Below are 26,938 nucleotides of genomic sequence, written 5' to 3'. Positions count from 1 at the left end.
AGATATCAGCACCGCACGGTGCGCGACGCAGGAAAAAACAATTTCACATGACCCAGTTGCCTCAATTTTCACGAGAACTGCTTCACCCACGCTATTGGTTAACCTGGTTGGGCGTGTTCTTCCTTTATCTTTTGGTGCTACTTCCTTATCCCCTGCTTTATGTGCTCGGCTGCAATATTGGCCGTATAGGCATGCGCTTTATGAAGCGTCGCGTTAACATTGCACGCCGTAATCTGGAATTAAGCTTTCCGGATATGCCGCCCAACGATCGTGAAGCGATGGTTAAGCACAACTTCGAATCCGTCGGCATGGGCTTGATTGAAACCGGCATGGCGTGGTTCTGGCCCGACTGGCGGATTAACAAATGGCATAAACCTTCTGGCTTAGAGCATATTCAGCAGGCGCACGACACTCAGCGCGGCGTGTTGTTGATTGGTATGCACTTTCTGACGCTGGAGATTGGTGCCCGCATGTTTGGCATCCATAACCCGGGCATCGGCGTCTACCGGCCGAACGACAACAAGCTGATTGACTGGCTGCAGGTGCATGGCCGGATGCGTTCCAACAAAAGCATGCTCGATCGTAAAGATCTTAAAGGGATGATTCGCGCCCTGAAACGTGGCGATATCATCTGGTACGCACCCGACCATGATTACGGCCCGCGCAGCAGCGTGTTTGTGCCGTTTTTTGGCGTCGACAAAGCGGCCACCACGGTCGGCACCCATCTGTTAATCCGCATGGGTAAACCGGCGGTGATCCCGTTTGTACCGCGCCGTCTGCCAGAAGGCCGGGGTTATGAACTGATGATTTTACCTGACATCAGTGATGCCTTTACCCTGGCGAGCGAGGAAGAGACCGCAGCCCGGATGAATAAGGTGGTTGAGGAAGGCGTTTTACTGGCTCCTGAACAGTATATGTGGCTGCATCGCCGCTTCAAAACCCGTCCGGAAGGGGAACCCTCACGCTATTAAATCACCGACGCTAAACGGTCGCTATGGGGCCGTTTAGCGCGATTTTCGCTTTATTCCTGCCCGGCTAAAACAATCTTTTGCTGCTGCCAGCCTACGCCGGCCCGATTCCCGGTCCAGTAATTAATCAACACCGCGATCGGATTAACTGATAACTGCACGATATAATTAGCATCCTTAACCCATCTACAGTGAGTTAGCAGGGCTGGCGTCCTTTTTTGTGCCGGATAAATTAATTTTTTAACGATTTATTATATTCACCGGCGGCGCTAATTTATATGAACGCCAGGTCAATTCCTATTTAGCAAGGCTTAATCATTTCCCGCAGCTTATTAATCCAGTAAAATTAACTTAATTAACAAGCAATTGTCGTTGCGTGCTGTGTCATATTCCGTTTTTACAAAATTTCAATAGTCTGATAGGCCATTATTGCATTTGAATATGTGAGTGGTTATCGGTAATTTCTGCTGTGACAGTTAGATGCTTAACTGCGAAGGCAAAAACATAAAAAGATGACACACAGCAACCTTCTTAGCAGGACTTATAATATGAATAAAGGCCTCTACTATTATGTGACAATCAGCACCGATCAGGACAACTATCATGCGCTTCACCGGAAAGGATGCCGGCGGATGCCGGATAAAGAAGACGTAATATTTATTGGTACCTTATATAATCTGAGTCAGGCATTATCGATCGCCCGAATTAACTTTAAGAAAGTCAAGCCCTGTATAAAATGTTGTATTCGCTACTCTGCGCCGGTGATTCATGAGTCGGTGCGCCCGGTTCTGCACTTCCCGCAAAAAGGAGTCTGACCGTGAATGGCGGGAAGTGCTTTATTTCCCGCCAATCAAACCTCCCCGCCCTTTCCCTCCGCCAGATTTCGTCTATTCTTCACTGAAATCAAATCAACCAGGCAAGGAGAACAGCGATGAGCATGTACAGTACCTTAGAGGAAGCGATTGATGCTGCACGTGAAGAGTTTCTCGCTAACCACCCGGAACTTGAGGAAGGCGATGCATCGGTAAGCCAGTTTGGCCTGCAAAAATATGTCATGCAGGACGGTGATATTATGTGGCAGGCGGAGTTTCTGGCTGACGAAGGCGATGCAGGTGAATGCCTGCCAATTCGCAGCGGTGAGGCCGCTCAGGCGATTTTTGATGCTGACTTCGATGAGGTTGAACTGCGTCAGGAGTGGTTAGCGGAAAACACCCTGCACGAGTGGGACGACGGCGAGTTTCAGCTGGAGCCGCCGCTGGATACCGAAGAGGGTGAAGCCGCTGCGCAGGAGTGGGAAGATGATAACAGCGACTCCGATCGCGGTTATTCGTAAGGACCATGGCTGGCGTCGACCGGTAACAGCAGGGTGTCAACCACCAGCGACAGCGGCAGGTCAAGGATAGTCAATACGCGCCAGGCGCCGTCACGTACATCCCACTGTACCCCAGGATAGTACTGATTACCGTGCCCCTGACCGGGCACGGTACGGCTGATAATACTGCCGCAACCGCTCAGACAGATCACCGCCAGCGCTAACACCGCTGTTTTCAGACACCGTTTCACCACTGATACCCGCCACTAACAATCATTATCGTTATCCCGCGCTGCGCGCCCCGTTAGCCCGATTTATCCCGCCACAACCAGCTCAACTCTGCTGTTACTCTGGCCGCGAATAACCGGCAAAAAAAAGCGGCATCGCTGCCGCTTTTTCATTTTACGCGTTTTTGACCAGCGCGTTGGGGTTGAGGGTGAGTTTTTGATAACTCTCCACCCACTGATGATACTTCTCAGCGTTCTCCCACAGCCGGGTATGCACACGTGCCAGCACCACCGGATCGCTGATCAGCTGTAAACGCTGTTCACGATTCAGTTTATCCGGCGAATCGCTTAACGCCTGATCGACGCGGCGATCGCGGGCGTAGTCGAGTAGCTGACTCTGCTTATGCCGTGACGTCGCCAGTGCCGTCGCCAGCGCGTTAAACGCCGGGTGGAACAGCGCGTGCATAAAGCCATTTTCCAGCGCCCGCTCACGGTTAAGCTGCAGGTAGTGATCGGTGTCCACCAGCTCTTTCGGCGGCTCATACTCTTCCGGGATCAGGAACAGTCGGGCCTTCTTGCTCTTGATACCGATGGTTGCCCGGCTCGACATCACCGACACAAACGGCGACAGAATCAGCGAGAAGACAATCGGTGACAACCACCACAGGAAGTTGAGATCCAACAGTCCCATACCGATTGCCCACACCAGTCCCAGTGCCATCTGCGAACCGTGACGTTTAAACGCCTCGCTCCACGGCGTGGCATCATCGTCACGCTGTGGCGAATTCCATACCACTTCCCAGCCGAGGAAGGCGCTGACCACGAACACGGTGTGGAACAGCATGCGCACCGGAGCCAGCAGCACCGAGAACAGCATTTCCAGCATCAGCGAGATGAACAGACGGATCGCGCCACCGTAGGTTTTCGCCCCTTTGCACCAGATCAATATCACGCTCAGCAGTTTCGGCAGGAACAGTAATATCAGCGTGGTGGAGAACAGCGCTATCGCCAGTTCCGGACGCCACTGCGGCCACACCGGGAACAGCTGGCGCGGTTGCAGGAAGTAGGTCGGTTCCATCAGCGTATGCACCACCTGCAAGGCGGTAGAGAGCGCCAGGAACATGAACCACAGCGGTGCTGACAGATAAGACATCACACCGGTCAGGAACACCGCACGGTGAACCGGGTGCATCCCTTTCACCAGGAACAGTCGGAAGTTCATCAGGTTACCGTGGCACCAGCGACGGTCACGCTTCAGCTCATCCAGCAGGTTCGGTGGCAGCTCTTCATACGAGCCCGGCAGATCGTAGGCAATCCAGACGCCCCAGCCGGCACGACGCATCAGCGCAGCTTCAACAAAGTCGTGCGACAGAATCGATCCGGCAAAGGAGCCTTCACCCGGTAACGGTGCCAGCGCACAGTGCTCGATAAACGGTTTCACCCGGATAATCGCGTTGTGCCCCCAGTAGTGGGATTCCCCCAGCTGCCAGAAGTGCAAGCCAGCGGTAAACAGCGGACCGTAAACGCGGGTGGCAAACTGCTGACAGCGCGCATACAGCGTGTCCATACCGGATGCTTTCGGCGACGACTGAATAATACCGGCGTTGGGGTTGGCTTCCATCATGCGAACCAGACCGGTCAGACACTCACCGCTCATGACGCTGTCGGCGTCCAGCACCACCATGTAGCTGTAGTTGCTGCCCCAGCGACGGCAGAAGTCATCGATGTTGCCGCTTTTACGCTTCACACGACGACGACGACGGCGATAAAAAATCTTGCCGGCACCGCCGACGTCGCGCACCAGCTCCATCCAGGCTTTCTGTTCGGCGATGGCGATATCAGCGTCGTAACTGTCGCTGAGGATGTAAACGTCGAAATGCTCAGCGTTGCCGGTCCGCACCACCGATTCCCAGGTGGCTCGCAAACCGGCGTAAACCCGCTCAACATCTTCGTTGCAGATCGGCATAATCAGCGCGGTACGGTGCGCCGGATTAAGCGGTTCATCCCCGACAGTAGAGTAGGAAATGCTGTATTTGTCGCGACCAATCAGTAACTGCAGGAAGCCCATCAGCGCGGTCCAGAAACCGGCCGAGACCCAACAAAACAGAATGGCGAACAGGAACAGGATGCCGGTCTGCAACACATACGGCAGGATCTGCATCACCGACTGCTGCCAGTTCTGATTGATCATCTCCATCGGATCCAGCAGCGTCCAGCCCTGATACGGCAGAATGGTCTTCATGTACCAGGTGGCAACCACGGTCTGCATGATGGTGAGGATCAGCAGGATATAGCGGCGAATCGATCCGACATGACGCCATTTCTCTTCTGCACGCTGCTCTTCCGCATTGGCGTAGCGCGGCACCGATTTATGTCCACGCAGTGAGTCCCAGGCGCGCGCGACCGGGTTGGTCCGCCACGCTTCCGGGAACATCAGCGAGCGTTTGACCTTCGGCATCGCCTTTAGCGTGGTACGATCGAGGTCATCTTTACCCAGCTGCTGACCGTTAGCGAGCGAGTCGGGCCAGGCCATTTCGACCCGCGATGACACCGATTTTAACGGCGCATCATCGGGACGATCGCTGGCGGCCACATCCTTGCCCAGCGCATCATGAATGAAGTGAAACGCTGCCGCATTCTGCAGCGAGGCGCTGAGGCGCGCCTTCCCCGCCGCATCCAGCGGCAGGGATTCCACGTAACGTTGAGGTGTAAAAGTCGATTTATTCATTGGCAGGTAACTGATAGCTCCAGGTTTCCGTCAATGTCTTGTCGCCGCTAACCAGCGCCGCACGCATTTCGGTGGGCTGCTTGTTGTCTTTCACACGCAGACGCAACACCAGACGCCAGCCTTTAGTGACCGGGTTATAACGTACGCTCTGCTCCACCACATCCGCGTTTTTACCCACGCTGACCTGCGGTGCCACCTGGCTGTTCTCCGCCATCTTGCTCATGTCTTTACCCACGAAGTCGATGGTGAAAGCCACGGTGCCATCTGGCTGGCGCACCAGATTAGACTGCTTCACGTCACCCGCTGAACGCAGGGTATTTTTCACCCATGCGGTATCGTCAGAGTGCAGCTGATTTTCATCACGTGAGAAGTGCAGGCGATATTTGAAGTTCATCTCTTTGCCCGGCTCCGGCAACGTCTCCGGGGTCCAGAACGCCACGATGTTGTCGTTGGTCTCATCAGCCGTTGGGATCTCAACCAGTTCTACCCGGCCTTTGCCCCAGTCGCCTAATGGCTCAACCCAGCCGCTTGGGCGCAGGTCGTAGCGATCGTCAAGATCCTGATAGTTGTCGAAGTTACGTCCACGCTGCAGCAGACCAAACCCTTTCGGACTCTCGATGGTGTAGGTACTGACCGCCAGATGGCGCGGATTATTCAGCGGACGCCAGATCCATTCACCGTTACCACTGTGAATCGACAGACCGTCTGAGTCATGTAACGCCGGACGGAAGTTACTCACGTTGGATGGCTGGTTCTGACCGAACAGGAACATACTGGTCAGCGGCGCTACGCCCAGTTTACCGACGTTGTCACGCAGGTAGACTTTCGACTGCACGTCAACGGTCGACGCCTGGCCCGGACGCAGCACAAAGCGATAGGCACCCGCGGCGCGCGGCGAATCGAGCAGTGCATAGATCACCAGCTGTTTATCCTGCGGCTTCGGACGTTCAATCCAGAACTCTTTGAAACGCGGGAACTCTTCACCGGACGGCAGCGCAGTATCAATCGCCAGGCCTCGGGCCGACAGCCCATAAACCTGACCGGCACCGATTACCCGGAAATAGCTGGCACCGAGGAAGCTGGCGATCTCATCGTCTTTACCCTTGCTGTTTAACGGGTAGAGCACTTTGAAACCGGCAAATCCGAGGTTTTTCACCGCATCGGCATCATGTTTTACATTGCCAAAATTAAAATAATCGGGGCTGTATTTGATCTCTCGCACCGCGTTCGCGGTCACTTCATTAATTTGCACCGGGGTGTCGAAATACATCCCCTGGTGATAAAATTCCAGCTTGAACGGCGTGCGCAGTTTGCCCCAGTACGCTTTATCGTGGTTAAACTGGATCTGCTGATAATCAGCAAATTTCATTTCACGAAATTGAGAGGGTAAATTGCTTTTTGGCGCTTCGAAGCTTTTCCCTGCCAACGCTTTGGCTTGTCTGGCAACATCATCGATGTTAAACGCCCAACTGTTATTGGCGTATAACGCCAGCAGAACCGCAGTACCAATCCAGCGTACCTTCATCAGTCCGGCTTTATTTTTTTCTTTAGTCAGCACATCCCCCCCTTTCGTGTGCTTAAATCAAACCCGCTTATCTTAAAGGATTATTCGGTTTTCCGACAGCTTATGCGCAACATTGTTCCCGCATTTCGTCAGGCAAACACCCGCTTTTAGGACAATTAAACACTACGGATTCCACTGATAGTATACCTTGTTTATCGCAGGTAGAATTCTGCCCGAGCATAATCCGGTTTCAGGGCGAAACCGGTCATACGTACTAACGAACTGGAACTTTATGAGTACAGCAAAACCTGAACGTGAATACTTCCTCGACTCAATCCGGGCGTATCTGATGTTACTGGGAGTACCGTTTCACGTCTCCCTGATTTACTCGACGCAGAAATGGGCAGTTAACAGCACAGAAGCCTCGCTATGGCTGACGCTGTTCAATGACTTTATTCATGCGTTTCGTATGCAGGTGTTTTTCGTCATCTCGGGCTATTTCTCTTACATGCTCTATCTGCGCTATCAGCCGCGACGCTTTCTGAAGGTGCGGCTTGAGCGGGTTGGCATCCCGTTACTGACGGCTATTCCGCTGATAACCCTGCCGCAGTTTTTTATGCTGAAAAACTGGACCAGCAAGCTGGCCGACTGGCCGCGCTTCAGCCCATATGAAAAATTTAATAACCTGATGTGGGAGCTGATCTCGCACCTGTGGTTTCTGGTGGTGCTGGTGATGCTGACAACCCTTGGGATGGTGACATTCCGCTGGTTGCGCGATCAGCACAGCACCACTGATTACAGCCGGGTCGGCTGGGGTTCACTGGCCGCGGGCGTCACGGCCTGGGCATTACTGTGGTGTCTGTTCCGCCGCCTGATCTTCCTGTTCCAGCCAGCCTGGCTGATGGATGGCCTGTTCAGCATTATCGTGATGCAAACTCTCTTCTATCTGCCGTTCTTTATGCTGGGCGCGCTGGCATGGAAACATCCGCCGCTGAAGCAGTTGTTTGTGCGTTTCAATCCGCTGATGTGGGTCGGCGCGGTGGTGATGTTTATTGCCTACTGCGCCAATCAGCGCCTGAGCAGCGGCGAAGGCTGGCTGTATGAGCTGGATGCCCTGATTTCAACCCTGATGGGATTGTGCATGCTGAGCGTCTGCTTCTGCTTTGGCCACAAGCTGCTGAACGCGCATTCGCCGCGCATCATGTACCTGGTCAATGCGTCGTTGTTCATCTATCTGGTGCACCATCCACTGACCCTGCTGTACGGCATCTACGTCACCCCGCGCATCGAAAACAACACGCTGGGCTTCTTCCTCGGCCTGCTGATGGTGTTCGGGATCGCCTTCCTGCTGTATGAAATTCATCTGCGGATACCGCTGCTGCGTTTCCTGTTCTCGGGTAAGTTTGAACGCAAATAAGCCGGGTAAAGGCAATTGATGGGTTTGGCTTCCGTCTGCTGACGCGTTCAAGCGATGGGAGCATAGGTCAGAAGTAAAGCGGACAAAAACGCCGGGAGCGTTTTTGAACAACGCAGAGCGTTGGCCCGGCGACGGGCGCACCTCAGGGATGCGGTGCGTAACCGCCCGCGCTGAGCCCGCCAGAGATGGCGGGTTTTGCGTCTTTGCGGAGGCCGTATGCTCCCTGAGCCTGAGCCTGAGCCTGAGCCTGAGCCTGAGCCTGAGCCTGAGCCTGAGCCTGAGCCTGAGCAGCGCCCAGCTTACAGCAGCCACTCAATCGGCAAGCGCCACACCAGCCGCACCTGCAGCCGCTGCCACCACGAGCAGCCAGGCTCGTGCTTGTGCACCACCTGTTGCGCTTCATCCGGATATTCCAGCCAGTTGACCCGCCCCCACTTATCCAGCCGCAGCGTCCAGGCACGATCGCGCATCGACTGGCTAAAACGCTGATGGGTTTCCTTTGCCAGCGCCTCGCTCTCAATCACCAGCCCCATTTCGGTATTGAGTACCGCTGAACGCGGATCAAAGTTGAATGAGCCGATAAACAGCGTTTGCTGATCGACCGAAAAGGTTTTGGCATGCAGGCTAGAGCCAGAATTACCGGTTAAGCCACGATCGTGCGGCGCATCCTGCAGCGCCGCCTGCGGCTTCAGTTCATAGAGGGCGATGCCGTGACGCAGCAGCTTCTTGCGCCATTTAGCGTAACCGGCGTGCACAATCGACACATCATTGGCGGCCAGCGAATTGGTCAGAATGGCAATCTTTACCCCTTTGCGCTTCAGCGACAGCAGCTGCGCCACGCCGGCGCGGGTCGGGACAAAATAGGCGGAGATAATGTCGAACTGCCGCTGCGGCGTACCGATCACCTCCAGCATCCGTTGCGGCAACAGCGTTTTCCGACGCGCTTTGCCCAGCCCCTTACGCGGATCGTCACTCAGCAACCGGGTTCTGGCCCAGGTCAGCGCTAACCTGCCCTGCTCCAGATCCTGCAGCAGCGAGGCGCTTTCAAGGCGCTGCAGATAACGCTGTACCGCCTCGCTGTGACGCCACTCGGCCGGCAGGCTAACGCTGTCTTCCTCCCGCTCCTGCTCGTCCAGCACCTGCTGCAGCGGCGAGACCGGCCGGCTGTTCCAGTAGCGTTCAAAATCCTGCGCCACCTCATCGACCACCGGGCCGATCGCCAGCACGTCGAGATCGGCGAACAGCGGCTCATTGCCGGTTCCGAAATATTCATCGCCGACGTTACGCCCGCCGACCACCGTGGTGACGCCATCAACGGTAAAGCTTTTATTGTGCATGCGGCGGTTCAGCCGGGCAAAGTCGGTCAGGTAGCCCAGCGCCCGCAGGGTGCGAAACGAGAAAGGATTAAACAGTCGCACCGCAATATTGGGGTGACGATTGAGCTGGGCCAGCGTTTCATCCAGGCCCGGCGTATTGTTGTCATCCAGCAGCAGACGCACTTTCACCCCGCGCTGTGCCGCCTCCAGCATCGCGCTGAACAGCAGCCGGCCAGAGAGATCGTTTTGCCAGATGTAGTACTGAATATCGAGCGAACGCTCCGCTTTTTGCATCAGCAGGTAGCGCGCCGCAAAGGCGTCCAGCCCGTCGCTGAGCGGATAAATCCCGCTGAGCCCCGGATGGCGCTGGCACTGTGGCACCAGCTGCGCTTCCAGCCAGCTGGGCTGTTCGGATTGCTGAGACAGCTCAAACGCTTCGGTCATGACCATTCCCTGTAAAATGCAGTTATTTTTATTATTCCCCGGCCCGCGGTCTGACGCTATACGATCCTTCCGACTTGCTAAAAACGCTGCGACCGGTTTTTAGTCTAGACTTAGTCGGACGATCTGTGACCGGCATCGGCCCGGCAGGAGAGGAATATGTCACATCAACCCCTTACAGACGCCCGCCAGCGCCATCATCCCAGTCTGTTCCGCAGCTTTTTCCAGGGCAGTTTTCCCTGTTCCACCGCCTGCCGCACGCCGGGAAAACGACTCGACATGGTTATCAGCAGCGGCCACGATATGCTGCTGGAGAGGGATTACGCCGCGCTGGCGGAACAGCATCTTTTCACCGCGCGCGACGGCGCACGCTGGCACCTGATTGAAAAAATTCCCAATCAGTATGACTGGCAGAGCTTTCTGCCGATGATCGCTGCGGCGCAGCGCCAGAATTTACAGATTATCTGGGAACTGGCGCACTTCGGCTATCCCGATCATCTTAATATCTGGAAAGCGGAGTTTGTTGACCATTTTAGCCGTTTCGCCCGGGCGATGGCTCAACTGATGCGCGATGAAGGCATCGAACAACCGTTTTTCACACCAGTTAATCAAATCTCTTTCTGGTCGTGGGCCGGTGCCGATGTCGCCTGGTTTAATCCACACGCGGCGGGACGCGGCAAAGAGCTGAAGCGTCAACTGGTTCGCGCCTCGCTGGCGGCCATTCATGCCATTCGCGAGGTCTACCCGAATGCGCGCTTTGTGCTGACCGATCCGCTGGTTCAGATTGCCCATCATGCCGACAATCCGGACAGTAAACCCTACGCCGACGCCCAGCATCAGGCGCAGTTTGAAGCCTGGGATATGCTGGCTGGCCGCCTCGACAAAGAGTTAGGCGGCAGTGAAGACTGTCTCGATATCCTCGGCCTGAATTACTATCCCGATAATCACTGGTTCTTCCCCGATCGGCCGATGTCACCCGACGATCCGGCGCGGGTGCCGCTGCATATTTTGCTGGCACAATGCTGGCAACGCTTTCAGCGGCCGATGCTGATTGCCGAAACCGGTGCCGAAGGCGAAGCGCGTGCGACGTGGCTGCAGGAGATCAGTGAGAATGTGGCAGTGGCGCTGGATCAGGGCATTGCGGTGGAAGGGGTGTCGCTCTACCCGGTGGTGGAATACCCCGCCTGGGCTGATGACCGACGTTCACCCGGTCCGCTGCTCGGCCTGGCCGATCCCAACGGCAACCGCAATCTGCATGAAGCGCTGGCACTGGTATTGCGCAGTCAGCAGATCAAATTTACCCGACGCGATCAGACTGGCTGAGACGGCGGTTTTTTGGGGGAGCAGGACTGAACATCAAGGGAAGGATCGGTGGGATGGCGTACATCGGTTAACCAGGTCATGGTGAACAGAAAGGTGACGCCAATCAGACAGGCCGCCAGCAGGCCGATAATTGCGATCAGTTTGTCATCTCTGGATTCCATCGCCTTCTCCTGTTCCATTCCCTTGAATTACGCCGGAGTCAGCTCATCCAGAGCGTAATCATCAGGACAAAGATTATAAGCGTAACCGAGGTCACCGCAAGCACCACAATCGCAAAGTGCGCATCGTCGAGCGACTGGCGAATCGGCTCATCCTGATCGTCGGGTGGCGATGGTAACGACATGGGCTTCCTGTAAAATTCGGTGAACGGGCGAAAAAGCAGCGCGTCACAGTGTAGATGAAAGCCTGTTTTTCGTCCGGTTCTTTCGCCCGAAAAAAAAACGGAGCGCGTGCTGCGCTCCGTTATCCTTTCAGCTCCGCCGATCAGAAGTCGTAGGTCACCCCAACTTTCAGCGTACGACCATCGCCCTGCGACAGATAAGTGCCGGTATCATCAACGTTGGCCCAGTACTTCTCATTGGTCACGTTTTCGACCCCGACGCGCCACACCATATCATTCTGGTTGAGCCGGGTGCGGTAACGCAGTCCGAGATCCAGCGTGGTATAGCTGTCGATTTTTTTACTGTTCGCCGCATCAGCCCACTGTGAACCGGTGTGGGTGATCAGCGCGGTAGCGGTCAACCCTTCCAGCGGTTTAATGTCATATTCGGCACCCAGCGTATAGTTATCGCGTGGCACCCCCACCGCCTGTTTGCCGTCATAGGTGCCGCCGGAGGTTTTGGTCATCACCGGATCCAGCCAGGTGGCGCTGGCGTTAAGGCGGAAGCCTAATACCGGCTCGCCAAACAGGTTGGTTTCAATGCCGCGATGTCGCTGCTCACCGTTCATGCCATACGCGCCATCCGCGCCAATCATCCCCGACGGTTTTTTAATCTCAAACAGCGACAGCGTGCCGCCGATGCGACCGAAATCCCCTTTCACCCCAACTTCATTTTGTTTTGAATGGGCGATGCCGGTAATGGCACCCGGATTGGTGACCGTATCATTACGCGGCGCGACCGCGCCTGGCTGCAGCGCTTCGGTGTGGTTGGCATACAGCGAAATCGACTGCCACGGCTTGTAGACCACCCCATAGGTCGGCATCCAGCGGCTATTGGTGTAGCGCGACGCGGTATCTTCTGCGCCGCTGTTGTAGTTGTAATTACGCACCCACACTTTCTGATGGCGCGCGCCAACCGTCAGCAGCAGCGAATCATCAAACAGGCCCAGCGTGTCGCTCAGCAGATAGCCCTGGGTACGCGAACGTGCAGTAGTCAGCGGATCGGAGAAGTTTCCGCCGGCAAAGTTTGCCGGCGGCGCGGCAACCTCATCCGGATGATAGATGTTGGTGTTCGCACTGGTCAGCGACATGTTGTAGGCATTTTTCGCATTGGTGGTCAGCGCGGAATAGCCAACATTGACCTTGTGCGAAATAAAGCCGGTATCGAAATTGCCGCGCAGCCCGACCATGCCGCTCATGTTGTCCTGCACGCGGTTGGTATTGAAGGTGCTGATAGTGGCATCACCCTCGCGGTTCAGCAGTTTTGGCGTGCCGTAGTTACCGGTTTCATGGGCATGCTGCGCGCCTAAACCGGCATACGCGGTCCAGCTATCGCTGAGATCGTACTCCGCCCGGGCAATACCAAACTCCGACTCCATGTCGCTGTAGACCCATTGCTGGCTGTAATTACGCGAGTTGGACGGCACGGCGGGAATAAAGTCGACGCCGCTGATGTTGATGCCCTGCAAGCCGTCGTGGAAGGTCTTTTTCTGATAGCCAACATCCAGCGAAGTGCGTAACCGATCACCGTGATAGTCGAGACCGATTGAGGCGGCGGTGGTACGCTTTTTCTCGTCATCCACGCCGCTTTCACCTTCACGATGCACCAGGTTAACCCGCACGCCAAACTGGTCGTTATCTCCAAACCGGCGTCCCGCATCAACGGTTGTGCCGATCTGCGCATCAGAGGTGTAATCCACACCGACTCGCGCCTGCGGCGTAGCGCCGGCATGTTTAGGCTCAAGGTTGATAATGCCGCCGACACCGCTGCTGGCCGCACCGTTCAGCAGGCTGTTAGCGCCTTTGAAAATTTCGACCCGATCCACCAGCGAGGCATCCATCACCTGACGTGGCACCACGCCCGGCAAGCCGCCGTAGGTCATGTCATCGCCATCCAGCAGGAAACCGCGGATACGATAGCTTTCGGCGAAGTTGCCATAACCTTTGACGTTCTGCACGCCAGCATCATTGCGCACCACATCAGCGATGGTTTTGGCCTGCTGATCCTCAATCATTTTTGCAGTAAAGCCGATGACGTTGAACGGCACATCCATTGCCTTTTGCTCACCCAGCATGCCCAGCCGGCCGCCGTGGGCAACCTGCCCCTCCAGATAAGCCGGGACCGGTTGATCGCCGCCCGGCGTGAAGTCATCGTCGGCGCTGGCGGTTACCGTCATGGTTTGTCCGCTTTGGCTGGCGTCCTGTGCGGCATCACGCGGAGCGGCAGACGAGGCTGGCGTTGCCGCCATCACGGGCAGACAGCCGGCACCGATCAGCATTGCCAACAGTGTCGGTTTACATCCTGGGGTTAAAAGGCGCTGACGCATGGTTGTTCCCTGAATTTAATTGGACTGAGAATCATTATTATTGCGGTTTGCGATTATGCGCAGGGCGTTGCCAATTGCAAGCAAAATCAGCAGTCAGCGCGGGTAATAAACAGCCGGGAACAGCCGCGCGATGACGAAGGCAGAATGCCCGTGCCCGCGCGGCATGGGCAGCGGATCAGACGCCGCGCCAGCGTTTGAAGATCAGAGAGGTATTGATGCCGCCAAAGGCGACGTTATTGCTCTGGATGTAGTCAGTCTCAATCTGCCGTGGCTCAGCCATGATGGAGTCCAGCGCGCCGCAGCTGTCAGCCGGTTGCGAAAGATTAAGCGTCGGGGCGAACCAGCCCTCACGCATCATCTCAATGCTCATCCACGCCTCCAGCGCGCCACAGGCTCCCAGCGTATGGCCGAAGGCACCGCGCGCCTGGGCATGCACCAGCGATTCGAGGATCAGCGTGCCGGCCCCCTCGCCAATCGCCTGGCTGCCGGAGGTGCAGGCGCTGGCGGTGGGGATCACCCGACCGCGCAGGCCGAAAAACAGCCCGGCATTAACCGCGGTGGTGTGCGGCATCATCTGCACATAGGTGGTGCCGGTCATATTGTTGGTGTGCTTCCCGGTCAGCATGGTGGCGAACTCACTAACCGGGCCGCGCACAGCAGCGCGGGACGCGACAGCGCCGATCCAGCAAACAAAATCTCTGACTGCTGCTGGATCGGAACCGTATCAAGGGAAAGGGTTATTCAGAGGATGACGTGGCGTTTGCTGACCAGCCGCCGCCCAGCGCGCGATAGAGATCAATCTGCGCCAGCAGCAGATTATTTTTCACCGTCACCAGATTCAGCTGGGTTGTAAACAGGGTGCGCTGAGCATCCAGCTCATCAAGATAGGAGGCGTAACCGTTCTGATAGCGGTTACTGGCGATGCGCAAGGCTTCAGCCACATAGTTCTCCTGCTTTTGCAGCTCTTCCAGTTGTGCCTCTCCCTGCCGGATCGCATCCATCGCATCGTTCACTTCTGAGAAGGCGTTACGCACCACTTTCTCATAGCCATAGAGCGCCTGGTTACGGCTGGCCATTGAGACATCCACTTCTGCGGTTAGCGCTTCACGGTTGAGCAACGGCGCCAGAATACTGCCGCCGACGCTCCACAGGCGGAACGGATTATCCGCCAGCTGATGCAGCACCGAACTCTGTAAGGTGCCGGTCGCAGTCAGGTTGAGATTGGGCAGCAGCTGCGCTTTGGCCGAAGCCAGACTGGCATCGGCGGCCAGCAGCTGGCGCTGCGCCTGAACGATATCCGGTCGGCGATTGAGCAACTGGGACGGCAGCAACGACGGTAACTGCTGCGGCGATATTTGATTGAACTGCTGTCGGCGGGCAATTTCGCGCGGGTTCATCGCCACCAGAATACTCAGCGCATTCTCCTGCCGGGCAATCTGATGCTTAAGCTGCGGTATCTGTGCTTTGGCTGACTGGTACTCCGAGGCCGCCTGCATCCACTCCAGCCGCGAGGTGTAGCCGGTTTCAAACTGGCGCTTCGCCAGGGTCAGCGAATTATTGCGGGTGATCAGCGTCGCTTCGGTGACGCGCAGCTGCTCATCAAGAGCACATAAGTTGAGATAACCCGAGGCGACCGAGCTGGCAATGGTCAGCTCCGCCGCCGATGCCGCAGCCTGTTGCGCCGCCAGCGAGGCTTGCGCCGCATCGATCGAACTGCTGCGCGCGCCCCACAAATCGACATCGTAATTGGCCTGCAGCAGGCCCTGAAAAACGTCGGTTTCATAGGGCTGGCCGGTGACGGAGGAGAGCGTACGTTCACGGGTTGCCGCCGCGCCGGCGCTCAGGGTCGGATAGTTGTCGCCCTGCGCCGCACGCAGCTGAGCGCGATACTGATCCACCCGCGAACGCGCGGTAAGGATATCGGGATTGTTGCGCAGCGCCTGCGTCACCAGCCGGTTGAGGTGCTCATCGCCAAAGGCGCGCCACCAGCCCGCTTCTGGCGGAGCAGCAGGCCCGACCCGATCGCGCCAGGCTGGCGGGATCGGCAGTGACGACGGCGCTTTTTCAACCTGGGTCGCGCAACCGGCCAGCGTCAGCGTCAGCGCGCCAATCAGTAAACCGCGGACGATCATGGTGCGCCCTCACCTGCCGGCTGTGCAGCGGTATCAATGCTCACTTCCACCGACATGCCGGGCCGCAGTTGCTGCATATCCTGCTCATCGATGCGGATACGAACCGGAATTCGCTGGGCAATTTTGACGAAGTTACCGGTGGCGTTGTCAGGCGAAATGGCGCTGAATTCCGACCCGGCAGCCGGCGAGATAAATTCAACCTGACCGGTAAAGCGTTTGCCATCCAGCGCATCGACCCGGATGGTGACCGGCAGACCGGGCCGGATCCGCGCCAGCTGCGTCTCTTTCAGGTTGGCGATGATCCACTTGTGGTTAGGTACCACCGAGGTCAGCCGCGTTCCGGCCGTGACATAAGCGCCGGTTCGCACCGACAGCTGGCCGAGCTGACCATCATCCGGCGCGATAATCCGGGTGTTGGCCAGATCGATCTCCGCCAGTTCCAGTGCCGCCTGCGCACTGGCGACGTGCCCTTCCAGCGACGCACGGTTGACGATCACCGTTTGCAGATTTTGCTCTGCGACCGCGATCTGAGCCGCAGCCTGACGGACCTGTGCCTGTGCCTGGGCGTTAGCCGCGCGGGCGGCATCCCGTTCGCGCACCGACAGCGAGCCGTCAGCGGTCAGGTTCTCTACCCGTTTCAGGTCAAAGCCGCTTTTCAGCGCCTGGGCTTTGGCGTTTTCCAGCACCGCTTTATTACTTTCAATCGTCGCCTGAGCACTGCGTCGCTGCTGCAGGTTATTGCTGAGCGCCGCCTGCTTCATCGCCAGCTGAGCCTGGGCCTGATGGACCCGCTGACGATAGATACGATCGTCGATGGTCATCAGCAGTTGCCCCTTTTTTACCGGTTGCAGATCGATGACGTCAACCGAGGTCAGGTAGCCGCTGACCTGCGGACTGATAAAGGTTACCTGACCGCGCACATAGGCATTTTCGGTGGTTTGCACTGCGCTGGTGAAAGGCCAGAGTTGCCAGGCGTAGAGAATGACTAATACGCCAATCACTACAATGCCGCTGCCGGCGGCAATCGAAAGAATACGGCGGCGGTTCGCACGGTCGCGTTCGGCTGCCTGAAGTTCGTCCTGCTGACTCATTGTTTCTCCGTGTTTTCCTGTAATGCGGCCAGCTGATGCTGCTCACGCAGGTTAAATTGCGCCTGGCGCCAGTCGAGATAACGCCGACGCGTTAACCGCCAGATCACCCACATCAGGGTGATCAATGCCAGCGCCGCCGTTAACAGATAGGTGTCGTTATAGGCCAGTACGTTGGCCTGTAAGGTCGCGACGGTTTGCAGCTGGCTGCTGCTTTGCGCGCCGAGCAGAACGTTATCGCCGACCAGGCTATTGAACAGCGCATTGTACTGGCTGAGACGTTGGTTGACGTTGGGGTCAAGCAGCGAGAGTTGATCGCTGAGCAGGCTGGAGTGATATTTTTCCCGCCAGGTCTGAAAGGTTCCGAGGATCGCTGAACCAATCAGTCCGCCAAGGTTCTGGCTCATGCCAAACAGCACCACAAAACTCACCAGATTTTTCGGCTGGGTGACCACGCTGCCAATCCCCATCAGCATCGCGGGTGCCATAAAGAAGGCGCTGCTGAAACCCAGCAGAAACTGGCTGAAGTACATATTGTTGGCGCGGGTCAGCGGACTGGAGTGCGCATCCATCAGCGACGCGATAATCATCACCACCAGCGAGGTGACGATGGGCCAGTTGAGGTGGTCAGGCTTGATGGTGAGCGCACTGGCGGCGATACCGACAATTACGCCGGCAATAATCGCCAGCGCCAGCCCGCGCATCTGATCGTTCTGTAAGCCAATCTGCTGTAAAAAGCCGACCGCGCCGGTATTCTGTTCCGCCAGTACGATGCGGATCATAATCATCACAATCCCCAGCCGGACCATCATGCCGCTGCTGAGCCAGCGGGTATTGATCAGCGGATTACGCCGGTTGTGCTCAATCACAATCGCGGCCACGATCAGCGTTAACGCGATGGCGGTGCAGATACCGAGCCACGGCGTGGTAAACCACCACTCAATCCGACCCAGTGACAGCACGCCGCACAGCATCGCCATGCCCGGAGCCAGCAGCATAAAGGTGACGAAGTCCATTTTTTCAAAGGTTTTGATACGGTCGCCGGGCGGCAACTTGACCAGCAGCACTCCGCCCAGCGCAATCAACGCCAGGCCAAGTTCAAACAGATAGAGACCGCGCCACTCATTGAGCTGCAGCAGTTCTGAAGAGAACAGACGCGCCAGCGGAATCGCCAGTTGCGACACCGTCAGCCCAATCACCAGCGCTTTCAGACGATGCTTCGCCGGCCACGCCTGCACCTGGTAATAGATGCCCAGCGAACTGAGCGCCGCCGCCACCATGCCGTGCGCGGTACGCACGATGATCGCCGAACTGAGATCGTTGGCAAACAGGTGAAAGAACGCCACCAGCACATACAGCACCAGAAACGCTTCGGTGAACGCGCGCAGGCCAAACTGCTGACGAAATTTCACCAGCAGCAGGTTGATGGAGATATTGCCCATCACGTAGACCGCTGGCAGCCAGGCAATCTCATTGGAATAGGCACCAAAGGTGCCCTGCAGATTGATCAGATTGGCGGTGACCAGCGCATTACTTAGCGCCCCGGTCAGGGAGATCAGCAGGCCAATCAGACCAAACGCCACCCGCTTCGGCAGCGGATGCAGCGGGGTTGAGGGTGACCCAGGCAGCATCGGTTTTTCATGCGGTAACCACTCGCGCGCGGCATAAGGATTGCGCTTCGCCACCTTTACATGCTTCCCATTCGCGTCAGGAGTTGCTGTAACACCCGTTCGGTCACGGCCAGATCCTGCGGATCGATGTCGGCCAGCATTTCGCTCCGCAGCGCGTCGGCCTGGGTTTTCACTTTAGCAAACGCCTGGTTGCCCTTTTCAGTCAGCACCAGATGGCGTTTACGCCGATCTTCCGGCGGCTGAACCCGCGACAGCAGCGACTGTTTCACCAGCCGGTCGACCAGCGGCACCATGCTGGCGTCCTCCAGTCCCAGCAGCTGTGCCAGCTCGGTCTGGGTCATTCTTTCAGGTTCACTGGCAATCAGGCCAATCGCCATCCAGCTGCTCATGCTCAGACCGCTATCTTTCAGATGGCGATCGACGGCCAGGCGCCAGGCGTGCGCGGTGAGATGCAGGAGATGGGTAAATGTACGAGTATGCGATGACAAATGTTAGCAACCTAATTGTTAGACATCTAATTAAATGAATGCGTTATTATACGCAAAGCCAAACGCGAATGAAAAGCGCCTGAACTGTTAAAAATTAGTGGATCGCGGCAGAATGTCCAGAGGCCGCAACCGGGAGTGAAACACCATGACTACAGCTGCAAAAAACTGGGTGGATTTGCGCCGTGACGCTGCCAGCGGCATCGAGTCGCTGCGCGCCCATTTTACCGGACACGCTTACGATCCGCACTGGCACGACAGTTATCTGATTGGCGTGACTGAGCAAGGTGTACAGCAGTTTCATTCGCGACGCAAACAGCATCAAAGCCGACCCGGAACGGTATTTATGCTGGAGCCGGAGGAATTACATGATGGCGACGCGATTAACGAACAGGGCTTCACCTATCGCATGCTCTATCTTTCACCCCAGCAGATCGCGCAGCATCTCGCCCCGCTGCTGGCGGAAGGACCGGAGCAGCGCGAGTTAGGCTTTGCGGATACGCTACGCGACGACCGCCCGCTGGCTTATGCGGTCTGGCACGCCTTCGACGCGTTGTGGCACGATCATCCGGCATTAATCAAAGATGCGGCACTTGACCGGCTGTTTGGTCAGCTGACGCAGCACCGGTTATGGCGCACGTCCGGGCCGGTTTTCCCGGATGGCCGGCTGGCGCTGCAGGCACGGGACTGGCTGATTGCTCATCATGCTGATAATCCGGGTTTGCAGCAGATGGCGCAGAGCCTGAAGCTGGATCGTTTTCGTCTGTCGCGACTGTTCCAGGCCCATTGGGGATTGCCGCCTCACGCCTGGCTGGTGCAGTGGCGGCTGAGTCAGGCCCGGCGGCGACTGGCTCAGGGCCAGCCGGTGGCCGACGTCGCCGCCGCGCTGGGTTTTGCCGATCAGAGCCATCTCGGACGCTGGTTTAAGCGCGCCTGCCAGCTTAGCCCGGCACGTTACCAGCGTGCCTGCACAAATCTTCCAGACCCGGCCTGATCCGCTTGCCACAATGCGCTTTTTAGTCAGGAGAAGCGCGATGCAGGACTTACGTTGTGTGATGATTTTAAATGCCAGCTTGTCGCCAGGCAAAGCCACCAATGCCGCTGCCGTCATGGCATTAACCCTCGGCCAGCGTCATCCGGCGCTGGTTGGCGAGGCGCTGGAAGATGCCAGTGCCCATCCCTGCCCCGGCCTGATCCCGGTCGGTATCCCGGTGCTGGCGGCCACCACCGAGCAGCTCAGCCTGCTGCGGGAAAACGCCGAACAGGCTGACTGCGATATGGTGCTGTTTCCGGAAGAGGGACAGTCCACTACCGATTACCAGGCGTTGGGTGAGGCGATGCGGCAGAAGCCGCGCCAGCAATGGCGTTTGCTGGGCATTGCGGTGGTCGGTGAGAAAAAAGCCCTGCGCAAGCTGACCGCCAGACTCGCGCTTTTCAGTTAAGGTTAACGCGGGAAGTTGTCGCACGCTTTCCGCATCATTTAAGTCAACTTTCCAGGCTGTACACATTTTCTGTACAATTTTTTTCTCGGAATATTCCTTATAAACCCCTGTTAACGCTCAAATAGCACATTTTGCTTAGGAATCCGATTGTACAGATTGGACTTCATTGTATAACTTTATCCCCACGAGTTGTTTTGCGACTCTGTAACGAATGATGCACTTGCGTCGCCTCTGAAGGTGTCAGTGGATTTCCACCTTCAGAGGTTATTTTTTTATCTGTTAATTTATGACGTTGGGTTCCTTCGCATCTGTCCATGCGGAGGTTTTTTTATGTCTTTTTGTCCTGACATCCGAAATGGAATCGGGCTGTTTTGAAGGGCTTACACATGCAGAACCACAATATGGTTCCCAGAACCGATCAGGAAATTGCCGACTACTTTAATGCTGCCGCCAATAAACCGGCCAGTGATATGGAGATGCTCGGCTTAATCGTCGCGGAGATCCTGCAGTCCGGCATGCCGGTCAGTAATAAGGCGATTATTTCTAAATTGATTCATCGGCTGGAACTGGAAAGCGACCGGGAGTCGCTGGAAATCTATCGGCAACTGCTTGAGCTGGTGGTCCATAAAACCCCGGATGATTTCTCGTTATAATCCGACTCCATGGAGGGAGTCACCCCGCCTTTTTCTGGCATCTTCGTCCAGCGCCCGGTAACATCTGCCCCGCACTTTTATCCCGACTTTCTCGCCCTTCGCGCGGGAGCAAAACAAAAAAGAGCCTGCAAACCTTTATGACTCAATCGAATGATGTCGCTGCAACACCGGTTGTAGCGAGTGATATCAGTGTCGGGCGCGTATTACGCTCTCCGGCGCTGCTGACCCGTGAATGCCTGGCCGGTGTTATCACCGCGCTGGCGCTGATCCCTGAAGTGATCTCTTTTTCGGTTATTGCCGGGGTTGACCCTAAAGTCAGCCTGGTCGCCTCGGTGGTGCTCTGTCTGACGCTGTCGATTCTCGGCGGCCGTCCGGCAATGGTCACCGCAGCGGCCGGTTCGGTGGCGCTGGTGATCGGCCCGATGGTGCATCTGCATGGCGTTAACTATATTTTGCCGGCGGTAGTGATGGGCGGCGTGATTCAGATCCTGTTTGGTCTGGCCGGACTGGCGCGCATGATGCGCTACATTCCACGCTCGGTGATGCTCGGGTTTGTGAATGCGCTGGGGGTGCTGATTTTCTTTGCTCAGGTTCCGCACGTCTGGGGACAATCATCGCTGGTGTGGATCTTCTTTGCCGTGACGCTGGCGATCGTGCTGCTGCTGCCGCGGCTGGTGAAAAGCGTTCCTTCACCGCTGGTGGCGATTGTGGTGGTAACCGGCGTTGCCCTGCTGATGGGCTACCGCATGCCGAATGTTGGCGACGAAGGCCCGATGAGCCCCGGCCTGCCCGGCTTTAATAGCCTGATGGTGCCGCTGAATCTGCAGACGCTGCAGATTATCTGGCCGACCGCGCTCAGTATCGCCTTTGTCGGTCTGATGGAGTCGCTGCTGACCGCCAAACTGGTTGATGACCTGACGGATACGCCTTCCAGCAAACGTCGTGAATCCTGGGGATTGGGCGTCGCCAACATTTTTGCTGGTTTTTATGGCGGCATCGCCGGTTGCGCGATGATCGGGCAGACCATCGTTAACGTCGAACTGGGCCGGGCACGCAGTCGGGTTTCTACCGTGGCTGCCGGGCTGGTGCTGCTGCTATTGGTTACCGGTCTGAGCCAGATTATGGCGCAAATCCCGATGGTGGTTCTGGCGGGGATTATGATGGTGGTGGCGGTGAAAACCGTCAACTGGCACAGCCTGCAGCCGGCTACGCTGAAACGCATGCCGTGGTCTGAAACGCTGATTATGCTGTTGACCGTGGTGGTGACCGTTTGGACCGGTAACCTGGCGCTGGGCGTACTGGCTGGCGTGATTATCGCCATGATGCTGTTTGCCCGCCGCATTGCCCACGTCATTCACGCCGAGCGTCAGTTAAGCGAGGATGGCGAATCGGTACGTTATACGGTGCGCGGACCGCTGTTTTTTGCCAGCAGCAACGATCTGTTTGAACATTTCGATTATGCCCACGATCCCAGGAACGTCATTATTGATTTAACCCATGCGCAGATCTGGGATGCGTCAAGCGTGGCGGCGCTGGATGGCATTGAATATCGCTATCAGCGCTATGGCGCGCAGGTGACGATTGAGGGGCTGGATAACCGCAGTACTGATTTCCATCGCCGGTTAACCGGTAATTTCGGTTAACCCTGCGATTTTTTCTGGCTGACCGGCGGCATGCGAGGCTGCCGGTCAGGCTCAGGCCTGTTGCCGGCGCGCTTTGTAGCGGGCGACCATTGTCACTAATGCCTGATAGATCAGACCGGCGTAGAGACTCATCAGAATTGCCAATCCTATCTCTTTGCCCTGCTGCTGCCATGACATAAACCACATGAACACGCCCCACAGTACAGAGAACACCAGCCAGCCGCGGACGAACTTCACGATGCCATTCATAACCACTCCTCTTTATTGATGCGCTACCTTAGCGAGGTTCGACACAAAACGCATTGCTGGCGCAGCTGAGTTGAGAGGCGTCTCAAATAATCGGCCGCAATTTCTGCTCTGGCTGGGACAAGACGGCGTATCAGGTGATTCCACCGGACTTTTCTATACTAAAGGCACCGTTTAACTTTCAGGATACCTTGATGAAACGTTGCGCCTTATTGCTGTCAGCTTTTGCCGTTATCACTACCCTTTCCGCCTGTGCGCCTCAGTCGCCGGGCAGAGATGCGCCGCCGCCGCCGTCACCGCCAGGTGGTCAGCAGCCGATCGGTGCGCCTGGCGGCAGTGGCCCGGTTGGTCAGCCACAATCCTGAACCTCTAGCCCTGAGTTCAGGATCTTCCGCCCGGATCACGATGCATCCGTCGCCGGGCGGACTAGTGCCGATGGGCGCACCCGCACTCAGACATCTCTCCCGGTCGCTGTTTGCCTAAATGGGAGTGACGACGCTTTAATCCCCCTTCGCCATCCGTTTCATCTTGTGCTGCACAGGGTCCCAGCAGGCGGTTCAGCGCGTCGTTAATTGCCCGCTCGATATTGACTGACCAGCTGGTCAGATGCCAGGTTGAGCATTGTGCTTCATCAAGATCACCGAACCCGACTACCGCTACGTGCGCGCCCTGACCAAAATCGCGGATTGCCTGCATTGCACCAAACGCCAGCAGATCAGATTCACAGAACAGCGCCTGGATGCGCTCGGCGGCGCGGGTCTGTTTCAGATAATCGGTCATCGCCTGCCAGCCCTGTTCACGATCGTTGCCGCCCGCCACCAGATCGACGCAGATCGCTTGATCTGCCGCCATCAGGCTGGCGCTGTAGCCTTGTTTCTGTGGCGATGACCCTGCCTGGCTCTGCAGATAACCCAGCCGCTGATGACCTTCTGCCAGCAGCAGCCGCCCGATCGCTTCGCCCGCCTGCCTGGCGTCAGACTGCATCGCCTGCTCAGCGTCAAGCTGCAGCACGGGCAGCGAGGCCGTGGTCAGGATGCTTGCAGGCGGTGAGTCACTGAACGCACCCGGCAACAGCAGTAAACCACGCAGCCCGAGCGGGGCCGCCTGAGTCAGCTGTGCTGCGAGCGCCTGTTCAGTGGCGGCATTCAACAGGAGCATCAACACGCCACGCGCGTTGAGCTGGTACGTCAGTTGATGGAGGATTTTCTGCTGCCAGGAATTCAGTAACGGGCTGGAGATTACGCCAATCATCGGCGGAAATGCGGTATCAGGCTGCTGGTCAGTGGAAAGCGTCATTATAAAGGGTCCCGACTTCTTTTGCGGCTGAGAATGGATAACCTTACCATACGGTAAATGAATAACTTTCAACAGGTTACAAAGGCCGACTCAGGCCGCAAAATTGAGTGAAAAGCGATGTAACAGAAGTCTGCCATTGTATCAGTGGTGGGTAGGCACTCAGTAGCAGGATGGGTATAAGTACCTGTGCGGCTGACCTGCACGTTGATGATGATTTCTGCAGCAGGGTTAAAACCACAAGTCGACTATTAAGGCTTATATATTCCACCACAACGAGCAGCCATTAAGCGTTTTTTAAACATATCGCCCTGCGCGGCGTAACAGACACACGAATATCCGTAAACGGGTAAGCCAATACAGCAGGAAATTGTTCTGTCAACATAAAGCGGAATAGCGTGTCCAGCCGACTGGTTAATATAATAATTTCAAATATCGGCTCATCTCTAAACTGATTAACTATTCAGCCGGATTATTTCCAGCAGGCTAACCCCGGCTACGGTTATTTTTATCATCAGGCAGATAGCAGCACGACCAGGCAGCAGGAGTTGAACCTGCATCGGCAATCCCCGAAAAATTGCAATAATACCGTTATACTATGCCCGTGTTTCCCCGCCCGGCACCTCACCCTGCCTCGCGTAACCCTTTGCCACGGCGCGCTGCCCGTTGCCTTGCTTAACCAGCATTCAGGCTGCCTGCCCGGCGTAATCGACCGCCTTCCCCTTCAGAAGACCTGCCCGCCACCTGGCGGGATATTTTAGCCTGGGTACTGCAGTATTAACGGCGGATTAAAGTAAGGGTAGTGCCGGCTAATAAGGCTGCAAGCGCAAGCGGTGAATATTTGATAAAAAAGCGGAAACCATAAAAATAGGTTGCTAATGCTTTTAATCACGCATTCTTCAGCTAGCCTTAAAAGCCAGACTGTCAGGGGAAACGCTTCCGGCGTTCAGCATACTGAAATAAGCGAAGAGGTAATGACTATGCCCTCAGGACAATTTTATATTCTTGATCATCCGGATCTGACATTCACCGCCAGTTACCATATTGATACGGTGAATGAAAAGCCCTTTAAATCACGCATCGTGCTTGAGATCCAGAAACAGCTGCAACCTACCGAGGCATTTGATGCTGTCAGTATCGGCCAACAGGTGACCTTTGTCTCTTCCAGCGGTGAAGCGCAGCGAATGTATCTGATCAGTAACGCTGACGACCAGCTGGTTTTCAGCTCGCGCGCCTGAGGCCGGAATTTGCAGAGAAAGGGGGGAAGGATAATCGAGCACGAGGGCACGGTCTGTGTAACCGTCGTCTTCGACACCCTGCAGAAACAAAAAAACCACCTGTTAAGGTGGCTTACGACATTGCTTACTGCTTTTTTTATTCGGCTTAAATATGGTGCCCGGGGCGGGACTTGAACCCGCACAGCCTTACAGCCGAGGGATTTTAAATCCCTTGTGTCTACCGATTTCACCACCCGGGCAGGGTGTAACTGGAGGCGCGTCCCGGAGTCGAACCGAGGTACACGGATTTGCAATCCGCTGCATAGCCACTCTGCCAACGCGCCTTAAACTGATGTGCCGCCAGGTTAACCTGGCCTGCGAATCTGGAGCGGGAAACGAGACTCGAACTCGCGACCCCGACCTTGGCAAGGTCGTGCTCTACCAACTGAGCTATTCCCGCATTTTAGCAACTGCATCGAACTTGCTGATTTTATTTATCTTCTGGCAGACTGGCTGCCGTTCGATGCGATGCATTCTACTTACCTGACGCAATGAGTCAATAAAATTATCCTCACCGTGCGTCTGTTTGCTGCTTTTTAAATCGCATCGATCACGGTTCGAGCAGATCGCCGCGCGCCGCGCTTAAATACTGGAACATCGACCAGAAAGTCAGCACCGCAGCAATGTATAACGCTACCACGCCAATCCCGACCACCGTGCTGTCAGGACGCCACAGCAGGGCAAACAGCGACAGCATCTGGGCGGTGGTTTTCACTTTACCAATCCATGACACCGACACGCTGCTGCGTTTACCAATCTCAGCCATCCATTCACGCAGCGCCGAGATGATAATCTCACGGGCAATCATGGTGGCGGCGGGCAGCGTAATCCACCAGGCATGGAAATATTCGGCTACCAGCACCAGCGCCATCGCGACCATCACTTTATCGGCCACCGGGTCAAGGAACGCGCCGAAGCGGGTGGTCTGTTTCCAGCGGCGCGCCAGAAAGCCGTCAAACCAGTCGGTGACGGCAGCGAAAATGAAGATCAATGCAGTGGCCAGCGGCGCCCAGTGAAACGGCAGATAGAAAGCCAGCACGAAGAACGGGATGAGGACGACTCGGAACAGGGTGAGACACGTCGGAATGTTAAATTGCATATGCCGG

The 26,938-nt window shown here is 56.4% G+C and carries 25 protein-coding genes, 4 tRNA genes and 1 pseudogene; 11 read left to right on the top strand and 19 right to left on the bottom strand.

The features are described from left to right. Positions 1-47: 47 nt before the first annotated feature. The 3 genes from AC6I8D_RS07085 to AC6I8D_RS07075 all read left to right on the top strand — a co-directional run bounded on the left by AC6I8D_RS07085 (position 48) and on the right by AC6I8D_RS07075 (position 2,301). Positions 48-971: a Kdo(2)-lipid IV(A) acyltransferase gene (locus AC6I8D_RS07085; protein WP_497819846.1), complete on the top strand. Its 924-nt coding sequence runs from the start codon at positions 48-50 to the stop codon at positions 969-971. Between the two features lie 545 nt (positions 972-1,516). Then, positions 1,517-1,783, top strand: coding sequence for a hypothetical protein (locus AC6I8D_RS07080; RefSeq protein WP_312052601.1), 267 nt, complete (start codon positions 1,517-1,519; stop codon positions 1,781-1,783). A 116-nt stretch (positions 1,784-1,899) separates the two neighbouring features. Further along, on the top strand, positions 1,900-2,301 hold the full coding sequence (locus AC6I8D_RS07075) for a MysB family protein (RefSeq protein WP_031376539.1): 402 nt from the start codon (positions 1,900-1,902) through the stop codon (positions 2,299-2,301). On the opposite strand, the gene AC6I8D_RS07070 is transcribed toward AC6I8D_RS07075, so the two are convergent. The 3 genes from AC6I8D_RS07070 to AC6I8D_RS07060 form a co-directional block, all read right to left on the bottom strand. Continuing rightward, a complete protein-coding gene (locus tag AC6I8D_RS07070; protein ID WP_312756560.1) occupies positions 2,292-2,531 on the bottom strand; it encodes a YceK/YidQ family lipoprotein in 240 nt (79 codons plus the stop codon). The genes AC6I8D_RS07075 and AC6I8D_RS07070 overlap by 10 nt on opposite strands. Positions 2,532-2,682: 151 nt before the next feature. Further along, complete coding sequence (gene mdoH / locus AC6I8D_RS07065; protein WP_497819845.1) at positions 2,683-5,235, bottom strand: glucans biosynthesis glucosyltransferase MdoH; 2,553 nt, start codon at positions 5,233-5,235, stop codon at positions 2,683-2,685. Then, positions 5,228-6,763 carry a glucan biosynthesis protein G gene (locus tag AC6I8D_RS07060; protein WP_312757316.1) on the bottom strand — a complete coding sequence of 512 codons (1,536 nt, stop codon included), beginning with the start codon at positions 6,761-6,763 and terminating at the stop codon, positions 5,228-5,230. The genes mdoH and AC6I8D_RS07060 overlap by 8 nt, the downstream gene beginning before the upstream one ends. 268 nt (positions 6,764-7,031) lie before the next feature. On the opposite strand from AC6I8D_RS07060, the gene mdoC reads away from it, so the two are divergent. Then, positions 7,032-8,156 (top strand): glucans biosynthesis protein MdoC, encoded by a 1,125-nt coding sequence (mdoC, locus tag AC6I8D_RS07055; protein WP_312052605.1) that lies wholly within the window; start codon positions 7,032-7,034, stop codon positions 8,154-8,156. Positions 8,157-8,455: 299 nt separating this feature from the next. Here mdoC and AC6I8D_RS07050 read toward each other — a convergent pair whose 3' ends face one another. Then, on the bottom strand, positions 8,456-9,916 hold the full coding sequence (locus AC6I8D_RS07050) for a phospholipase D family protein (protein ID WP_312052607.1): 1,461 nt from the start codon (positions 9,914-9,916) through the stop codon (positions 8,456-8,458). Positions 9,917-10,072: 156 nt separating this feature from the next. Between AC6I8D_RS07050 and AC6I8D_RS07045 the strand changes: the two genes are divergently transcribed. After that, on the top strand, positions 10,073-11,236 hold the full coding sequence (locus tag AC6I8D_RS07045) for a glycoside hydrolase family 1 protein (protein WP_497819844.1): 1,164 nt from the start codon (positions 10,073-10,075) through the stop codon (positions 11,234-11,236). Here AC6I8D_RS07045 and AC6I8D_RS07040 read toward each other — a convergent pair. The 8 genes and pseudogenes from AC6I8D_RS07040 to AC6I8D_RS07005 all read right to left on the bottom strand — a co-directional run bounded on the left by AC6I8D_RS07040 (position 11,224) and on the right by AC6I8D_RS07005 (position 19,281). Beyond that, a complete protein-coding gene (locus AC6I8D_RS07040) occupies positions 11,224-11,397 on the bottom strand; it encodes a hypothetical protein (protein WP_312052611.1) in 174 nt (57 codons plus the stop codon). The two genes, AC6I8D_RS07045 and AC6I8D_RS07040, sit on opposite strands and share 13 nt — an antisense overlap. 38 nt (positions 11,398-11,435) lie before the next feature. Beyond that, on the bottom strand, positions 11,436-11,579 hold the full coding sequence (locus AC6I8D_RS07035; protein WP_162836818.1) for a hypothetical protein: 144 nt from the start codon (positions 11,577-11,579) through the stop codon (positions 11,436-11,438). Positions 11,580-11,719: 140 nt separating this feature from the next. Beyond that, positions 11,720-13,942: a TonB-dependent receptor gene (locus AC6I8D_RS07030; protein ID WP_497819843.1), complete on the bottom strand. Its 2,223-nt coding sequence runs from the start codon at positions 13,940-13,942 to the stop codon at positions 11,720-11,722. A gap of 175 nt (positions 13,943-14,117) precedes the next feature. Then, a pseudogene (locus tag AC6I8D_RS07025) lies at positions 14,118-14,618 on the bottom strand (beta-ketoacyl-[acyl-carrier-protein] synthase family protein); the annotation flags it as partial. A gap of 61 nt (positions 14,619-14,679) precedes the next feature. After that, entirely contained in the window at positions 14,680-16,074 is a 1,395-nt protein-coding gene (locus tag AC6I8D_RS07020; protein ID WP_497819842.1) for an efflux transporter outer membrane subunit, read from the bottom strand. Beyond that, the gene (locus tag AC6I8D_RS07015; protein ID WP_497819841.1) at positions 16,071-17,165 is read right to left on the bottom strand and encodes an HlyD family secretion protein; all 1,095 of its coding nucleotides are present in this window, start codon (positions 17,163-17,165) and stop codon (positions 16,071-16,073) included. Before AC6I8D_RS07015 ends, AC6I8D_RS07020 begins: the two co-directional genes overlap by 4 nt. Further along, positions 17,162-18,847 (bottom strand): MFS transporter, encoded by a 1,686-nt coding sequence (locus AC6I8D_RS07010; RefSeq protein WP_497819840.1) that lies wholly within the window; start codon positions 18,845-18,847, stop codon positions 17,162-17,164. The genes AC6I8D_RS07015 and AC6I8D_RS07010 overlap by 4 nt, the downstream gene beginning before the upstream one ends. Before the next feature lie 2 nt (positions 18,848-18,849). After that, positions 18,850-19,281: a MarR family winged helix-turn-helix transcriptional regulator gene (locus tag AC6I8D_RS07005; RefSeq protein WP_497819839.1), complete on the bottom strand. Its 432-nt coding sequence runs from the start codon at positions 19,279-19,281 to the stop codon at positions 18,850-18,852. 145 nt (positions 19,282-19,426) lie between these two features. On the opposite strand from AC6I8D_RS07005, the gene AC6I8D_RS07000 reads away from it, so the two are divergent. The 4 genes from AC6I8D_RS07000 (at position 19,427) to AC6I8D_RS06985 (ending at position 23,016) form a co-directional block, all read left to right on the top strand. After that, the gene (locus AC6I8D_RS07000; RefSeq protein ID WP_497819838.1) at positions 19,427-20,272 is read left to right on the top strand and encodes an AraC family transcriptional regulator; all 846 of its coding nucleotides are present in this window, start codon (positions 19,427-19,429) and stop codon (positions 20,270-20,272) included. 40 nt (positions 20,273-20,312) lie between these two features. After that, entirely contained in the window at positions 20,313-20,720 is a 408-nt protein-coding gene (locus AC6I8D_RS06995) for a DUF2000 domain-containing protein (protein WP_497819837.1), read from the top strand. A 386-nt stretch (positions 20,721-21,106) separates the two neighbouring features. Then, a complete protein-coding gene (locus AC6I8D_RS06990; RefSeq protein WP_312052623.1) occupies positions 21,107-21,373 on the top strand; it encodes a biofilm/acid-resistance regulator YmgB/AriR in 267 nt (88 codons plus the stop codon). 137 nt (positions 21,374-21,510) lie between these two features. Further along, a complete protein-coding gene (locus AC6I8D_RS06985) occupies positions 21,511-23,016 on the top strand; it encodes a SulP family inorganic anion transporter (RefSeq protein ID WP_497819836.1) in 1,506 nt (501 codons plus the stop codon). 51 nt (positions 23,017-23,067) lie between these two features. Here the strand turns inward: AC6I8D_RS06985 and AC6I8D_RS06980 are convergent, their stop codons facing one another. Then, positions 23,068-23,265 (bottom strand): DUF6404 family protein, encoded by a 198-nt coding sequence (locus AC6I8D_RS06980; protein WP_312052627.1) that lies wholly within the window; start codon positions 23,263-23,265, stop codon positions 23,068-23,070. A gap of 191 nt (positions 23,266-23,456) precedes the next feature. Between AC6I8D_RS06980 and AC6I8D_RS06975 the strand changes: the two genes are divergently transcribed. Continuing rightward, positions 23,457-23,627, top strand: a complete 171-nt coding sequence (locus AC6I8D_RS06975) for a hypothetical protein (protein WP_312052628.1) — start codon at positions 23,457-23,459, stop codon at positions 23,625-23,627. Positions 23,628-23,688: 61 nt separating this feature from the next. Here the strand turns inward: AC6I8D_RS06975 and AC6I8D_RS06970 are convergent, their stop codons facing one another. Together AC6I8D_RS06970 and AC6I8D_RS06965 are read right to left on the bottom strand one after the other, a co-directional pair. Beyond that, the gene (locus tag AC6I8D_RS06970) at positions 23,689-24,558 is read right to left on the bottom strand and encodes a substrate-binding domain-containing protein (RefSeq protein ID WP_312052630.1); all 870 of its coding nucleotides are present in this window, start codon (positions 24,556-24,558) and stop codon (positions 23,689-23,691) included. Between the two features lie 530 nt (positions 24,559-25,088). After that, positions 25,089-25,161 (bottom strand) — tRNA-Glu (locus AC6I8D_RS06965). Positions 25,162-25,535: 374 nt separating this feature from the next. Between AC6I8D_RS06965 and AC6I8D_RS06960 the strand changes: the two genes are divergently transcribed. Further along, positions 25,536-25,793: a hypothetical protein gene (locus tag AC6I8D_RS06960; RefSeq protein WP_031376083.1), complete on the top strand. Its 258-nt coding sequence runs from the start codon at positions 25,536-25,538 to the stop codon at positions 25,791-25,793. Between the two features lie 152 nt (positions 25,794-25,945). On the opposite strand, the gene AC6I8D_RS06955 is transcribed toward AC6I8D_RS06960, so the two are convergent. The 4 genes from AC6I8D_RS06955 to pgsA all read right to left on the bottom strand — a co-directional run bounded on the left by AC6I8D_RS06955 (position 25,946) and on the right by pgsA (position 26,931). After that, a tRNA-Leu gene (locus tag AC6I8D_RS06955) sits at positions 25,946-26,032 on the bottom strand. Positions 26,033-26,042: 10 nt separating this feature from the next. Continuing rightward, positions 26,043-26,116 (bottom strand) — tRNA-Cys (locus AC6I8D_RS06950). Between the two features lie 40 nt (positions 26,117-26,156). Beyond that, positions 26,157-26,232 (bottom strand) — tRNA-Gly (locus tag AC6I8D_RS06945). Between the two features lie 150 nt (positions 26,233-26,382). Then, positions 26,383-26,931, bottom strand: a complete 549-nt coding sequence (gene pgsA, locus AC6I8D_RS06940; RefSeq protein ID WP_031376084.1) for a CDP-diacylglycerol--glycerol-3-phosphate 3-phosphatidyltransferase — start codon at positions 26,929-26,931, stop codon at positions 26,383-26,385. Positions 26,932-26,938: the final 7 nt, after the last annotated feature.

It is taken from the genome of Pantoea sp. X-Soil-MYKO-1785 (genome assembly GCF_059730675.1).
Note: the sequence above shows the minus strand (reverse complement) of the source record. Positions and strands in the feature narration are given on the sequence as shown.